This window comes from Micromonospora sp. ATCC 39149 (genome assembly GCF_000158815.1).
GTDB lineage: Bacteria > Actinomycetota > Actinomycetes > Mycobacteriales > Micromonosporaceae > Micromonospora.
Window position 1 is genome coordinate 692,300 of record NZ_GG657738.1, and the last position, 13,962, is coordinate 706,261.

Consider the following 13,962-nt stretch of genomic DNA (forward strand, 5'->3'; position numbering starts at 1 on the left):
GGCACGCCGAGCCGGTCCAGCGCCGCGTCCGCGAACGGGGTCAGCGCCTCGTACGCGCCGACGAGCACCGTGTCGGCCTGGCCGGTGGCCAGCCGCCGGACCGCGTGCAGCAGCGCCTGCGTCCCGCCGTCGCGCCCGAGCAGCGTCGTCGCGGCACCGCCGAGCCCGTGCGCGACCGCCGCCGCCGACACCAGCGAGTGGGGCGAGTAGTAGACGAACATCTCCGGCGCCAGCCACTTCGGCCCGGCCTCGTCGAGCTGCTCGTGCATGACCTCGCCGACCCGCGCCATGCCGTAGAGGGTGCCCACCGCGATCTCGGTTTCCCGGCGGGCCGGGGCGTTCAGCCCACCGGCCGCCACGACCCGGCCGACGACGTCGGTGAACCGGTCGACCACGACGCGGTTCAACTCGGGGCTCGGGGGGCCAGCCGTCGCGCCCCCCGCCCCCCGGTTTGCGCGCCGCTTCGTCGAGGGCGAACCGGTCGCTGCCGCCGGCCGCCAGCCGCACGGTGATCACCGTCGCCGCGCCGACCGCCGTCCTGCTCACGCCCGTTCCCGTTCCCGTGCTCATGCCCGTTCCCAGACGACCGCCGTGTTGACGCCGCCCAGGCCGCAGGACACGGAGACGGCCGACCGCGCGTCGGCGAGCTCCCGTGGCTTCGTCACGATGTCGAACTCTCTCCACTCGGGGTCGACCGGCTCCGCCGCGGTCGTCGGGGTCAGCGTCCCGTGCCGCAGCGACAGCAGGCACGCCAGCGACTCGATGACCCCCGCCGCGCCCTGGCAGTGCCAAAGCAGGCCCTTCACGCTGTTGATCGGCAGCGTCCGGACCCGGTCGCCGAAGACGTCCGCCAGCGCCCGCATCTCGGCCACGTCGCCGAGCTTGGTGCCGGGGCCGTGCGCGTTGACGAAGGAGATGTCCTGCGGCGCGAGGGCCGCGGCGGCCAGCGCGCGGCGCAGCGCCAGCTCGATCCCGGCGGACTCGGGGGCCGCCATGTGGGTGGTGAAGCTGCTCGCCCCGTAGCCGGCCAACCGGCCCAGGACCGCGCCGTCGCCGGGCCCGCCCGGGCCCGGCCGGCGCAGCAGGCAGGCGGCGGCGGCCTCGGACAACGCGATGCCGCGCCGTGCCTGGTGGAACGGCTGACAGCCGTCCACCCCGAGCGTACGCAGGGCGGCCAGACCGTGGAACGCCGACTTCGACACCGTGTCGGCGCCGACGACGAGCACCTCCTCGGCGTCGGCGGCGAGCAGCAGGTCCCGGGCGTACCCCAGCGCCACCGCCCCCGAGGCCGACGCGCTGCCCACGGTGACCGCCGCACCGAGGCCGAGCCTCTCGGCGGCCCGCTCGGCGATCCACCCGGCCAGCGCCGCCTGGTCGTCGCCCCCACCGGCGAGGGCGTGCCCGAGTGCGTTGCCGCCCGTGTCGGTGGTGCCGACAACGAGCGTGACGCCGGCCCGCCGGCCCGGGTCCGGACCGCCCAGCGCCTCGTCCGCCGCCAGGCAGACCAGTTCCAGCAGGCGGTCGGGGGCGACCACCTCGGCGGCGGACGCGCCGGCCACCGCACCGGCGCGGTGACCGCGCGCGGCCTCGTACGGCATGGGCAGCCGGTGCGCCCGCTCGGCCAGCAGGCCGTCCCAGAGGGCCGCCACCCCGTGCCCCGGTGGGCCACACGACGCCCATCCCCACCACGTCGAGCCGGCCGCCCGCGCGGCCGCCCGGACCGCCGACCGGGTCGGTCGCGGCGGCGACGGCGGCATCGGCGAGGGACGCGACCGACGCCGCCGGGTCGAGCACCGCCTCGTCGGGAATCGTCAGGTCCCACCGCTGGTGCAGCTCGGCGGCGAGGGTGATCAGGGTGACCGAGTCGATGCCGAGCACGGCCATCGGCTCGTGGTCGCCGAGGCCGTCGACCTCCGCCGGGGCGCGGTACCGGGCGAGCAGCTCGCGGATGCGGTGGACGACCTCCGGCCGGCCCGGTTCAGCCATGGGCGGCCACCGCGGCGGCGCGGAAGCCGGACGCGGTCGCCTCCAGCGCGGCGTCCACGTCCTCGTCGGTCATCGCCCCCGAGACGTACCAGTGGTGGTTGGGGTGCAGGAGCAGCCCGCGCCGGGTCGTCTCGGTGTAGAACGCGTCGTGCGCCCGGCCGCGCGCCGCGTCGTCCGGGTCGGTGAAACGCAGAAACGGCATCTGCGGCACCCCCAGCACCCGGCCGGGCAGGCCGTGCTCGGCGAGCTGGGCGGCCAGCCCCGCCTGTAGCCGCTCGCCGAGGTGTTCGACATGCTTGAGGATCGTCCCGTCGCGCAGTTGGCTGATGGTGGCCACCGCCGCCGCCATCTCGGCGCCGTTGACGTGGAACGTCGAGCTGATGTGCACCTCGCCGACGGCCCGCATGACCTCCTCGCGGCCCACCAGGGCGGAGATCGGGTAGCCGTTCGCCATGGCCTTGCTGAACGTCACCAGGTCGGCCCGCACACCGTAGCGCTCCTGCGCGCCGCCGGGGGCCATCCGGAAGCCGGAGCGCATCTCGTCGAGGACGAACAGCGCGCCGTGCTCGTGCGCCAGCTCCGCCGCGCCGGCGAGGAAGCCGGGGGCCGGCGGGTCCACCTCGAAGGGCATCATCAGCAGGCAGGCCACCTCGCCCGGGTGGCGCTCGAACACGGTCCGCAGGCTGTCGAGGTCGTTGTAGTCGAAGGTGTCCACCACGGCCTGGGCCTCGGTGGGCACGCCGCCGGGGCGGGTGGCGCACCAGTCGTGCCAGCCGTTGTAGCCCCAGCGGATCACCCGGTTGCGTCCGGTGTGCACGCGGCTGAGCCGGACGGCAGCGCTGGTGGCGTCCGAGCCGGTCTTGAGCAGGAAGACCTTCTCGGCGTGCGGGATCACCGCCGTCAGCAGCTCCGCGAGCTCCACCTGGACCCGCTTGCGCAGCGTGATGGCGAAGCCGTCGCGGATCTCCCGCATGACCGCCTCGGAGACCACCGGGTCGGCGTGACCGAGGATGATCGTGCCGTACGCCAGGATGAGGTCGAGGTAGCGGTTGCCGTCGACGTCCCAGATGTGGGCGCCGGACGCGCGCTCGCCGTACAGCGGGTACGCCCCGTCCACGAGGCGGTCGCGGGCCAGGACGTAGCCCTCGTAGGCCAGGGTGGCATCGACGGCCACCGCGCGCCGCAGGAGCGCCTGGGACTGGCTCAGGTCGAGTGGGGCCGGTCCGGTCATCGTTGCCTCTCCTCGTCTCGCTGCTCGCCCACAACCTGCTCGTCCCGGTGCTGGTCGGCGGGGGCGACCTGGTCGGCATAGCACCATGCCTGGTTGCGCAGGATCCGCCGCCAGACGCCCTCGTCGTCGCGTGTCGGGTCCGGCGGTGACGCCGGCAGGCCGAGCTGGGTGTGCAGCTCGTCGTTGAGCCGGGCCAGCGCCGCCTCGCACGCCTCGAAGACGCCGAGCACCGGGGCGTACACGGAGGTGTCGTCGGCCAGCGCGCCGGCCCAGCGGTGCGCGCCGATCAGGGTCCGGCCGAGCTTCTGGGCCGCGCGGGACGCGGTGAGCAGCTCGGCGGCCAGCGCGGGGTACGCCTGCTCGACGGCCATGGCGGTGAGGAACAGCGACGGTTGGACCGCGCCCAGCACGACCACGTGCAGGGCACGGGCGGCTGGCCCGGTGAGGCCGTCGCGCCGCCAGCGCCGGGCGACGGCGCGCAGCGCGGGCAGGTCCTCGGCCAGCGCCACGGCGGTCGGCTCCAGCAGCGTGGCGCGCAGCGCGGCGGCGTCGTCGCGGGGCGGGGTGAAGTGCACGGTGGCGAACCGGCAGCAGCCCCGGATCACGTCGGGGGTGACCGGGATCCGCCGGCGGTACCCGTCGGCCGGCGGGGCGTCGGTGTCCAGCGCCTCCAGCACCTCGCCGTCGTACGCCACGGCCAGGACCATGTGGTCCAGGAAGTGCTTGACCCCCTCGAACTCGTCGCCCGGCCAGTAGTAGCGGTCCGGCATGAGCACGCACGGCGTGCCCGAGGCGACCAGCGCGGTGAACTCGTCCCAGTGCTCGTGGCCGTCCACCGCGTTGCGCCAGTCGAGCCGCCCGTGCCGGAACCACGAGGACTTGCGCCGGTCCCCGCGCAGGTCCAGCGGCACGGCGAGGGCCTGCGCGATCTCCAGGTTGTCGAAACCCTCCGCCCGCAGCGCCGACTCGACGCAGCGCAGCAGGCAGCTCAGCCCGTCCAGCGGGCCGTCGTCCCAGCCCAGCGACAGCCCCGGGTCCAGCACGGGGGGTCGGTGGGTCCGCGTCGCGCCCTCAGCCATTGATCCGGGCGTCGATCGCCTTGGCCAGGTCGCCCACGGTGACGTACCGGCTCAGCTCGAAGTCCTCATCGGCGAAGTCGGCGTCGTACTGGCGCTCGAAGTGCGACATCAGGTACGCCATGTCGATCGAGTCGACCGCCAGGTCGAGCAGTTGGTCGTCCGGACCGATCGAGTCGACCGGGTTGCCCTGCCGTCGCAGCAGCAGCGCGACGAGCTGGTCGAGGGTGCTGTCGGCGTCGGCCATCTCATCTCAGTTCTCCTTGATCGATTCGCTGACCGGGATGCTCACGTGGCGGCCGGGCACGGCGGAGATCGCCAGCATCCTGTCTCCGACGGCGATGGAGGTGCAGTTGGTCACCGCGCCGGCGGCGTCGAAGAGCCGCACGTGCCAGTCGTCCTGGACGATGGTGTTGATGGTCGAGTCGCCGATGCGGCACTCGATCAGGCGCAGCGGACGCATCTCGGTCTTGATCCGGCCGACCAGGACCGGACGGGCGCGCCCGGCGGTGTTCACGGCGAGGACCTGCTCGCCGGCGCTGAGGTCGGTGATGTACGCGGTGCGCCCGGCCGGGGTCCACACGTAGGAGTGCACGGCGCCGGCGTTGACCCGGAATGGGCGCAGGTTCATGTACGGCAGGTAGTGCACCTCGGCGCAGACCAGCAGCCCGCCCGAGGAGGTCGAGCCGACCAGGATGCCCTCGTCGGGCTCGAACAGGTCGGCCGTGTCCACACAGCCCCGCATGCCCATGCCGATGGACCGGACCGCCGTCACCTCGGCCTCGACTAGGTCGAGCTGCTCCGTGCGGCGCTCCAGCAGCTCCCGGGCCAGCCGGGCCACCTCGCCGGGGGTGGAGACGCGCAGCAGCATCGCGTCCGGGCCGTGTTGGAGCACACCCCGGGTGACCAGGGCGTCCACGGAGTTGTGCACGCGCTTGACGACCGTGGTCCGTTGCGACTGCGCCTCGGCGACGATGAGTTCCAGCGGGATGTTCGTCTCGTCGGCGAAGCTGACCAGCAGGACGTCGACGTGGCCCAGCGTGGCCACGGCCTCCTGCATCGTCTCGGCGTCGGTGACGTCGATCCAGCGGCCCCGCCGCCACCGGCCCCCGTGCGGTACGGCGGCGAGGGTGGCGTGGTCGGCGGCGATGACGGTCAGCGCCCGCGCCGGGTCGAGCTTGTCGAGCTGGGCCGGTTCGGTGACGAGCACCGCCACCTCCACCCGGTCGGGCAGCGCGGTGTCGGGCACCGCGTCCGGCGGGACCATGACGCCCCGCACGGGTGCCTGGACGACCGCCGCCACCATGTCGGGCAGGCCCTCGCGCAGGTGCGACAGGTCGCACCAGAGCGGGATCAACGCGTCACTGTCGGACACGGACGTGCCTCCTTCGTCAGGTCAGCCGGGGTTGTTGGCGTGCACCAGCGCGTGCAGGTCCGCGAGGGCCTCCTCGGGCGCGGCGTGCTGCTGCACCTTGCGCCCGATGCAGACGCCCGCCGCGCCCGCCGACAGGGCGTCCTTCACGTCGAGCAGGACGTCCTCCCAGGAGTCGGACGGCTCGCCGCCGGCCATCACGACCGGGGCGAAGCACCCGTCGACGACGGTGGCGAACGAGTCGGCGGAACCGGTGTAGGGCACCTTGACGATGTCGCTGCCCAGCTCGGCCGCGGCGCGGGCGGCGTGCGCGATCTTCTCCGGGGCGGTGGTCGGGTCGACGCCGGCGACGTACACCATCGCCAGCAGCGGCATGCCCCACTGGCCGCACGCGCCGGCGAGTCGCGCGAGGTCGTGCAGCATGTCGGTCTCCTCAGGCACCCCGAAGGTGACCTGCGCCGACACGGCGTCGGCGCCCACCCGGACGGCCTCGACGACGTCCCCGGTGAGCTTCTTGACGTGTCCCCGGCCGGACAGGGCGGTGCCGGCGGAGAGGTGCATGACGACGCCGGTGGACCTGGCCGCCTCCGCCGGCACCCGCCGCAGCACCCCGCGGTGGCCGATGATGCCGTTCGGTGCCCCCGCCAGCAGCCGCACGAGCTGGGAGTCGATCGCGTTGAGCCCGGCGATCGGACCCATCGTCACCGGCTGGTCGATCGGCATGAGCACGGTGCGTCCACTGACCGGACCCCACAGCCGCCGCAGCCGCCGCTCGCGACCCGTTGACTCCATGTGTGCCTCCTTCAGGCGGACGATGGCCCGGACCCGGGCGACCGCGGACCCGCGTGGTTGACCAGGACGTGTGCGAACGGGCCTGCCGTGGACGCACGATCGGGCGGGGCGTGGACTCGCTCGCTCAGGGGGCCGGCACGGCCGCGTGTGGTGTCGGGGCCGCGCCGGTGGCGACGCGCGGCGTCGGGCGGGGCGGGGCGGGCCGGCAGCGCTGCGTCCGGGCCGGGAACGTCTCCGGGCGGCGCGGCCCACGGCCCCGCCATCCCCCCGTGTACGTCAGCATCGTGGGTAGCCAACCGCCCGTCGTATCCGATTCGATCGCCGCCACATCTGCAAAGCCCAGCGAGCATCGCGGACATTTGCCGGCGTCAGTGTAGCGAGGATCAGGACGCGATACATCCCTTAGTTTGCGGCCCCTAACACCACCGCGACGGCCATCCCGACCACGCCGGCATCGGTTCGGCGCAGGGGCCTACAAATCGACATCGGTCACCTGGTATCGCCGTCGACGGAGGGCCGGACAGCACGCTCACATGCGTGGACGCGAGCCCTCCCGGGTGCCACCCGCGACCGGCGAACGCGCCCGCAGGCACGCCAGGGAGCCCGTCCGACCAGGACAACCGGCATCACGGTCGTCAATGGCAACGGTCACCCCGACCATACCGGATAACCGACCGGCGCACCGCCGGCACGGGTTCACGATGGTGAATGTGCTGGTGAATGTGTCCGCTGACGGGCGTGGTCGGGCCAGCGGCGCTCAGCCGCCCGGTGCCGGCGACGGCAACTGGCGGTTGTGCACCCGGCCGAGCAGGGCCAGCGACGTGATCGCGCCGAGCAGCGCCAGGAACATGTCCCACTGGGTGTCCCAGACATCGCCCTGGGTGGCGAGGAAGTCGTCGGCGGCCGACCCGCCGGCCACCGCCGCCCACCACTCGATCATCTCGAAGAAGGCACTGAACGCCAGGCAGGCGCAGACCACGAGCGGGGCGAGCCACCGGCTGCCCCGCAGCGGCGAGCGGCGGACCAGGATCTCGCGAACCAGGATGGCCGGCACGAAGCCCTGCACGAAGTGACCGAGCCGGTCGTACGGGTTGCGGGACAGGTCGAACAGGTCGCGCGCCCAGTCGCCCACCGGGGTGCGCGCGTACGTCCAGTGCCCGCCGACGATGAGAATCAGCGCGTGGACCGCGAGCAGGCAGCACAGCAGCGTGCTCAACGGGAACCGGCGCCAGGTGAGCAGCACCACCGGCACGCCCACGATCACCCACACCGTCTCCAGCAGCCAGGTGAGCCGGTCGTACGGCCGGATGCCGGAGACCACCAGCGCGACGAGGACGAGGGCCAGCAGTGCCGGGGGGAGGACCGCGCGTGCTCGGGACACCAACGACCGCCTGTTCGGTTGAGGTCAGGCCGGCCAGCCGCCGGTCGGTCGACGACGATATCCCCCACGCCGCGCCGCCGGAGGCCGGGGCCGGCCCCCCGGCGTGCTGGTGCTGTCCGCGTACGTCGAGCAGGCGTTCGCCACGGACCTGCTCGTCCGGGGCGGCTCCGGGCCCGCAGCGACCGTGCTCACCGGCCGGCGTCGAGTCGCTGCCGCAGGAAGTCGGACTGCGCGACGGAGCCACCCCGCACCCCCAGGCTGTCACGGGCCGCCAGGTAGAACGCGTCGCGTCCCTCGTTGGCACGGTGCAGCAGGTCGGCCAACAACCCGTCGCCCCCAGTGCCCCGGGCGAGGTTCTCCACGGCCCAGACCGCGTCCCGCCAGGTTCGGGCGGCGCGTACCGTCGCAGCATCCCCGAGCAGCAGGACGTCCTCCCAGGCCAGAGTGTGCCGCACGTCCGCATCGGCCAGTCGGGCGAGCGCGGTGTCGCGGTCGGCTCCCGCAGGGTAGGCGCCCCTCGGCCCGTCGGCGAGCGCCCGGACCGAGACCGCCTGAATCTCCTTGACCACCCGGGCGAACTCGGCGTACGCGTCGAGCCGGCGCTCGTCCCACCGCACGCCCTGGCTACGTCTCCATCTGCCCCGATCGGCCACTGTGGTCGCCAGCACGGTGCCAAGGGTGCCGAGCAGGACGCCCAGGAGCGCGGGAAGTTGTGCAACCAGGGTATTCACGCGTACGAGGCTGCCATGCGGCGACAACCGCGACGCCGCTGCCTCCGGTACGCCGGGGCCGCTTTCTTTATGATCCGGTCATGGTGTTGCTGCACCGGGCGGAGATCCGCCCCACGAAGCTCGAACTGCTGTCGGCCTGGCTCCCCGGCAGGCCATGGTTCCAGGGGGAGGTCGACGCCGGCGTCGAGCGGGTCGCGGCATACCGCTTCGACGACCCGGCCGGGCAGGTGAGCGGTACGTGGGACGGTCAACCCGCTCCCCTGCCGCTGGCGTCCGCGCGCCGCGCTGACGCCGCCCCGCCCGGCGGGAGAGGGCCCCACCGGACGCCGTGCAGGGGATCGTTAAGGGTTGGCCGGAGCGCGTACCGGACCTAGGTTTGTCGGCATCACGCACGGCGATGTGCTAGACACGCCACGTCGCCGACGTGGGGCCGCTGACCGGGCAGGTTGCCGCACCGGGCGGGCCATCCGTACAGGACGACTGGGGAGGGGAGGAAGCGGCGCAGCCGAACCCCCAGGGTCCGGTCGGCCGCGACATCACATGACCGGTGCCATGAGCGAGGAGAAGGCCTGGCTGCGGCGGTACCGGCCGGCCCCGCCGTCCGGATCACGGCTGGTGTGTCTTCCGCACGCCGGCGGCTCGGCGAGCGCCTTCCTGCCCCTGGCCCGAGCGGTCGATCCGGCGCTCGACGTGGTGGCGGTGCAGTACCCGGGCCGGCAGGACCGACGGTCCGAACCGAACGTCGGCGACCTACGGACGCTGGCCGACCGGATCTACCCGGTGCTGGCAGGGCAGAGCGACCGGCCGCTGGCGATCTTCGGTCACAGCATGGGCGCCGTCCTCGCCTACGAGGTGACGCTGCGGCTGGAGGCCGCCGGAAAGCCCCCGGTGCACCTGTTCACCTCGGGCAGACGGGCACCATCGCGCTACCGGGACGAGCAGGTCCACCTGCGCGACGACCAGGGCATTCTCGCCGAACTGGCGCTGCTGGACGGCACCAGCTCGGAGCTGATCCGGGACCCGGACGTGATCAGCATGATCATGCCGGCGCTGCGCAACGACTATCGGGCGATCGAGACGTACCGGCACGAGCCGGGGCGGGCGGTCGCCTGCCCCCTCACCGCGCTGGTCGGAGACTGCGATCCCAAGACCTCGCTGGACGAGGCCCGGGACTGGGCCGGCCACACCACCGGCCCCTTCGACCTGCGGGTCTTCCCCGGCGGCCACTTCTACCTCAACGGGCAGGTGCCGGCGGTCGCCGCGCTGGTGTCGGGCGCGCTGGCCGGGCCGGTAGGCACCGCGGCCGACAGCCCGACGCCCGTCTGAGGCCACCCCGGGGCCGACTGCTGCGCGGCCCGATCGGCAGGGCCCAGGTGACGGGTGGCGAATCACCCGACCGGACACCGTTGAGGGCCGCCTAGGGGATCCTCGGGGGTTCCAGCCAAATGCCTCGGGCGCGACAATGCAGCAGTCGGCAAGGAAGCGCGAGAAACGAGTCACGGTGCCCGACACGACGATTCTGGAAGCTACCTCCCCGATGGTTCCACATTTTCCGGGGGCGTCCCCGACGGTGTCGGCCCGGCCGTTTGTCCCGGGGCCATGACGATGCATCCCGACGGAGCGTGCCCCGACCACCGACACCTCCCCGGAAATGGTGACCAGAAATTGTGGCCGGCTGCGGATTCCGCGCTTCGGAAACAGCCGGCCGTCACCGGCGGCGGGCCGCCGGCGACGAAGGCACCGGGAAGGACGAGGCGGCCGTGACCACCGGGACTTTGCTCGCCGTCAGCGACCTGCACGTGGGCTACCCCGAGAACCGACGGGTCGTCGAGGGGCTACGGCCGGGGTCGGACGACGACTGGCTCATCGTCGCCGGGGACGTCGGGGAGTTCTTCGCCGACGTCGAACGGACCCTAACCATGCTCAGCGACCGGTTCGCCCGGGTGGTCTGGACGCCGGGCAACCACGAGTTGTGGACGCCCCGGGAGGATCCGGTCCAGTTGCGTGGGGTGGAGCGCTACGAGCACCTGGTGAGGATGTGCCGCCGGTTGGGCGTGGTCACGCCCGAGGATCCCTACCCCGTCTGGACCGGCCCCGGCGGCCCGGTCACCGTCGCCCCGTTGTTCCTGCTCTACGACTACTCGTTCCGGGTGCCCGGGGCGGCCAGCAAGGAACAGGCGTTGCAGCAGGCGCACGAGGCGGGCGTGGTCTGCACCGACGAGATCCTGCTGCACCCGGACCCGTTCCCGGCCGTCGAGGACTGGTGCGCCGACCGGGTCAGGCGCACCCGCGAGCGGCTGGCCGCCCGCGACACCGCCCTGCCGACCGTGCTGGTCAACCACTACCCCCTGGTTCGGGAGCCCACCCGGGTGCTGCGCTACCCCCAGTTCGCCCAATGGTGCGGCACGACGCTGACCGCCGACTGGCACCTGCGCTACGGGGCCGCCGTCGCCGTGTACGGGCACCTGCACATCCCCCGCACCACCGTTCACGACGGGGTCCGGTTCGAGGAGGTGTCGTTGGGCTACCCGAGGGAGTGGCGGCACCGGGGACCGACGCCCTCCCCGATGCGGCCGGTGCTTGTCGCCTCCACGACCCGCCGCTGACCGGCCGCCGCCGTCCCGAACGGCGCCGGAAATTGAGGTTATTCGCAGAACCCACGGTGCCGAACACATTTCATCCGCGCGCCGGCGAACAACTCCGCCATCTTTGACAACACCCTTCGCCGCCCGTCACCGGGCCGAATTCCGGTTATCTAGGGGTTACGGGCACCCCGGCACCAACTAACGTCCACGTGGCGGGCCGAGAATTGTCTTCCACAAACCCTTCCGGCCCGGCCGGGCCCGAGACGACGGAAGGGTAGGCCAGCCGATGATCACGACCAGGGCAGCCATTGCTCGGGATAAGGGCGGCGATTTCTCGATCGAAGAGGTCACGGTTGCCCCGCCCCGCGCGCACGAGGTTCTGGTACGCCTGGTGGCCACCGGTGTCTGCCACACCGATTTCCTGGTCCGCGACCAGGTGCTGCCGCCGGCGCTGCCGGCGATCCTCGGCCACGAGGGCAGCGGAATCGTCGAACAGATCGGCGACGCGGTCACCACGGTGTCGGTCGGCGACCGGGTGGTGCTGTCGCCGTCGAGCTGCGGTGCCTGCGCCAACTGCCACAGCGGCCGGCCGATGTCCTGCGTGAGCTGGGGACCGCTCAACCTGCGCGGCCGGCGTCCCGACTGTTTGCACCGCCTACCGGGACAGCACCGGGTCGGAACTGAACGGGCACTTCTTCGGCCAGTCGTCGTTCGCCGGTCACGTGGTCGCGCATCACCGCAACGTGGTGCCCCTCGGCGCGCGGGACGTGCCGCTGGAGATCGTCGGACCGCTCGGCTGTGCCATGCAGACCGGGGCCGGGGCGGTGCTCACGGTGCTCCGGCCGGGCGCCGGCGCCACCGTCGCGGTCATCGGCGCGGGCGCGGTGGGCCTGGCGGCCGTCATGGCGGCCCGACTCGCGGGTTGCGCCACCATCCTCGCCGTCGACCTGCACGAGGCGCGGCTCGCCCTGGCCGGGCGGCTCGGCGCGACCGACGCGCTGCGGGCCGGCGACGAGCTGGCCGGCCGCGTCGTCGCGGCCACCGGCGGCGGCGTCGACTTCGTCGTCGACGCCGTGGGCAGCCCCGAGACGGCGCGGGACGCCCTCGGCATGCTGCGCGCGGGTGGCACGGCGGTGGTCGCCGGTTCCGCGGGGGCGGGGCGCACCGTCACGCTGGAGATGACGCAGCTGATGGGCCGGACGGTCCGCGGCGTCATCGAGGGCGACTGCGTACCCGCGGTGTTCATCCCGCAGCTTCTCGACCTACACCTCGCGGGCCGGTTCCCCTTCCACGAGCTGATCCGGACCTACTCCTTCGACGAAATCGGCAAGGCGGTCGAGGACTCCCGGTCCGGGGTGACGGTGAAGCCGGTCCTCGTGTTCTGACCGCACAGCCCGGAGGTTCTCGCGCTCGGGCGACAGGGCCCGCTGGACAAGAAGGTACGGGGTTATGGCGAGCGATAAGAGTGTCCCGGTCGCGGTGGTCGGTCTGAGCTGTCGCTTCCCGCGGGCGGCGGATCCCGGACAGTTCTGGGACCTGCTCCGCCGCGGCGAGCACGCCGTCACCGAGATGCCCGACGACCGCTGGAGCAGCGACGACCTCGACGGAGTCCCGCGCTGGGGCGCCTTCCTGGAGGGGGTCGCCGACTTCGACGCGGAGTTCTTCGGCGTCTCCCCGCGTGAGGCGTCGGCCATGGACCCGCAGCAGCGGCTCATCCTCGAACTCGGGTGGGAGGCGCTGGAGGACGCCCGGCAGGCGCCCACGGCGCTGCGCGGCCGGGACGTCGGCGTTTTCGTCGGCGTCAACATGGACGACTACGCCAAGCTCGCGCACCAGGACGCCCGGGCCGGCGCGACACACCACAGCATGACCGGCAACCAGCGCGGCATCATCGCCAACCGGCTGTCCTACTTCCTCGGCGTCCGCGGCCCAAGCGTCGCCGTGGACACCGCCCAGTCATCGTCCCTGGTCGCCGTGCACCTGGCGGTGGAGAGCCTACGCAGCGGCGAGTCGGAGATCGCGCTCGCCGGAGGCGTGAACCTGCATCTCGCGCCGGAGAGCCTGCTCGTGGCCGCCCGGTGGGGTGGCCTGTCCCCGGACGGCCGGTGCCACACCTTCGACGCCCGGGCCAACGGCTACGTCCCCGGCGAGGGGGGCGGGCTCGTCGTGCTCAAGCCCCTGGCCCGCGCGCTGGCCGACGGCGACCGGGTGCACTGCGTCATCCTGGGCAGCGCGACCAACAACGACGGTGGCGGGGAGACCTTCACCAGCCCGGCGGGGGACGCGCAGCGCGAGGTGCTGCGCCGCGCCCTCAACCGGGCCGGCGTGGACCCGGCCGCCATCCAGTACGTCGAGCTGCACGGCACCGGCACCCGGGCCGGCGACCCCGTCGAGGCCGCCGCCCTGGGCGCGGTCATCGGCACGCGCCGCCCCGCCACCGCGCCGCTCGCCGTGGGCTCCGTCAAGACCAACATCGGACACCTGAGCGGCGCGGCGGGCATCGCCGGCCTCATCAAGACTGTCCTGAGCCTGCGGCACCGGCAGATCCCGGCGAGCCTGAACTTCGAGACCCCGAACCCACAGATCCCGCTCGACGAGCTGAACCTCCGCGTGCAGCGGGAACTCGGCGACTGGCCGGCGGACGCAGCCGTCGTCCGGACCGCCGGGGTCAGCTCCTTCGGCATGGGTGGCACGAACTGCCACGTCGTGCTGACCGAGGCGCCTGCGGTGGTGTCGGTGGGTCGGCCGGTCGAACCCACACCCCGACCCGACGTCATCGCCTGGGTCCTGTCCGCACACACCCCCACC

Annotated in this window: 14 protein-coding genes and 2 pseudogenes; 6 read left to right on the top strand and 10 right to left on the bottom strand. The window is 73.2% G+C overall.

All coding sequences use genetic code 11. The annotated features are described in order from the left end of the window. From MCAG_RS02880 to MCAG_RS02920, 10 genes and pseudogenes are all read right to left on the bottom strand, one after another. The coding region (locus tag MCAG_RS02880) for a beta-ketoacyl synthase N-terminal-like domain-containing protein (RefSeq protein WP_198141477.1) at positions 1-407 on the bottom strand (407 nt) is incomplete at its 3' end. 159 nt (positions 408-566) lie between these two features. Then, on the bottom strand, positions 567-1,649 hold the full coding sequence (locus tag MCAG_RS02885; protein WP_050777836.1) for a beta-ketoacyl synthase N-terminal-like domain-containing protein: 1,083 nt from the start codon (positions 1,647-1,649) through the stop codon (positions 567-569). Between the two features lie 115 nt (positions 1,650-1,764). Beyond that, positions 1,765-1,986, bottom strand: a pseudogene (locus tag MCAG_RS36070) (acyl carrier protein); the annotation flags it as partial. Continuing rightward, entirely contained in the window at positions 1,979-3,217 is a 1,239-nt protein-coding gene (locus MCAG_RS02890; RefSeq protein ID WP_007071483.1) for an aspartate aminotransferase family protein, read from the bottom strand. The gene MCAG_RS02890 and the pseudogene MCAG_RS36070, both read right to left, overlap by 8 nt. Further along, positions 3,214-4,260, bottom strand: coding sequence for a hypothetical protein (locus MCAG_RS02895; RefSeq protein WP_050777837.1), 1,047 nt, complete (start codon positions 4,258-4,260; stop codon positions 3,214-3,216). Before MCAG_RS02895 ends, MCAG_RS02890 begins: the two co-directional genes overlap by 4 nt. Positions 4,261-4,288: 28 nt before the next feature. Further along, a complete protein-coding gene (locus MCAG_RS02900; RefSeq protein WP_007071485.1) occupies positions 4,289-4,540 on the bottom strand; it encodes an acyl carrier protein in 252 nt (83 codons plus the stop codon). Between the two features lie 6 nt (positions 4,541-4,546). Beyond that, positions 4,547-5,668, bottom strand: a complete 1,122-nt coding sequence (locus tag MCAG_RS02905; RefSeq protein WP_007071486.1) for a 3-dehydroquinate synthase II — start codon at positions 5,666-5,668, stop codon at positions 4,547-4,549. Between the two features lie 21 nt (positions 5,669-5,689). After that, the gene (locus MCAG_RS02910; protein WP_036372069.1) at positions 5,690-6,457 is read right to left on the bottom strand and encodes a class I fructose-bisphosphate aldolase; all 768 of its coding nucleotides are present in this window, start codon (positions 6,455-6,457) and stop codon (positions 5,690-5,692) included. Between the two features lie 757 nt (positions 6,458-7,214). Next, complete coding sequence (locus MCAG_RS02915; protein WP_036372071.1) at positions 7,215-7,838, bottom strand: DUF2238 domain-containing protein; 624 nt, start codon at positions 7,836-7,838, stop codon at positions 7,215-7,217. A 188-nt stretch (positions 7,839-8,026) separates the two neighbouring features. Beyond that, positions 8,027-8,569, bottom strand: a complete 543-nt coding sequence (locus tag MCAG_RS02920) for a hypothetical protein (RefSeq protein ID WP_036372073.1) — start codon at positions 8,567-8,569, stop codon at positions 8,027-8,029. Positions 8,570-8,649: 80 nt separating this feature from the next. Between MCAG_RS02920 and MCAG_RS36075 the strand changes: the two genes are divergently transcribed. The 6 genes and pseudogenes from MCAG_RS36075 to MCAG_RS02945 form a co-directional block, all read left to right on the top strand. Next, the gene (locus MCAG_RS36075) at positions 8,650-8,943 is read left to right on the top strand and encodes a hypothetical protein (protein WP_007071490.1); all 294 of its coding nucleotides are present in this window, start codon (positions 8,650-8,652) and stop codon (positions 8,941-8,943) included. 166 nt (positions 8,944-9,109) lie between these two features. Further along, positions 9,110-9,895 carry a thioesterase II family protein gene (locus MCAG_RS02930; RefSeq protein ID WP_007071491.1) on the top strand — a complete coding sequence of 262 codons (786 nt, stop codon included), beginning with the start codon at positions 9,110-9,112 and terminating at the stop codon, positions 9,893-9,895. Positions 9,896-10,329: 434 nt separating this feature from the next. Continuing rightward, the gene (locus MCAG_RS02935) at positions 10,330-11,175 is read left to right on the top strand and encodes a metallophosphoesterase (protein WP_036376136.1); all 846 of its coding nucleotides are present in this window, start codon (positions 10,330-10,332) and stop codon (positions 11,173-11,175) included. A 265-nt stretch (positions 11,176-11,440) separates the two neighbouring features. Next, a pseudogene (locus tag MCAG_RS36080) lies at positions 11,441-11,749 on the top strand (alcohol dehydrogenase catalytic domain-containing protein); the annotation flags it as partial. 127 nt (positions 11,750-11,876) lie between these two features. Then, positions 11,877-12,539, top strand: a complete 663-nt coding sequence (locus MCAG_RS33310) for a zinc-binding dehydrogenase (protein WP_007071493.1) — start codon at positions 11,877-11,879, stop codon at positions 12,537-12,539. A 64-nt stretch (positions 12,540-12,603) separates the two neighbouring features. Next, positions 12,604-13,962, top strand: a 1,359-nt coding sequence (locus MCAG_RS02945; protein WP_036372075.1) for a type I polyketide synthase, incomplete at its 3' end; no start/stop codon positions are given.

Coding starts and splice junctions, on each gene's coding strand:
- MCAG_RS02930 (WP_007071491.1), top strand. CDS start 9,110: ATGACCGGTGCCATGAGCGAGGAGAAGGCCTGGCTGCGGCGGTACCGG.
- MCAG_RS02900 (WP_007071485.1), bottom strand. CDS start 4,540: ATGGCCGACGCCGACAGCACCCTCGACCAGCTCGTCGCGCTGCTGCTG.
- MCAG_RS02910 (WP_036372069.1), bottom strand. CDS start 6,457: ATGGAGTCAACGGGTCGCGAGCGGCGGCTGCGGCGGCTGTGGGGTCCG.
- MCAG_RS36075 (WP_007071490.1), top strand. CDS start 8,650: ATGGTGTTGCTGCACCGGGCGGAGATCCGCCCCACGAAGCTCGAACTG.
- MCAG_RS02890 (WP_007071483.1), bottom strand. CDS start 3,217: ATGACCGGACCGGCCCCACTCGACCTGAGCCAGTCCCAGGCGCTCCTG.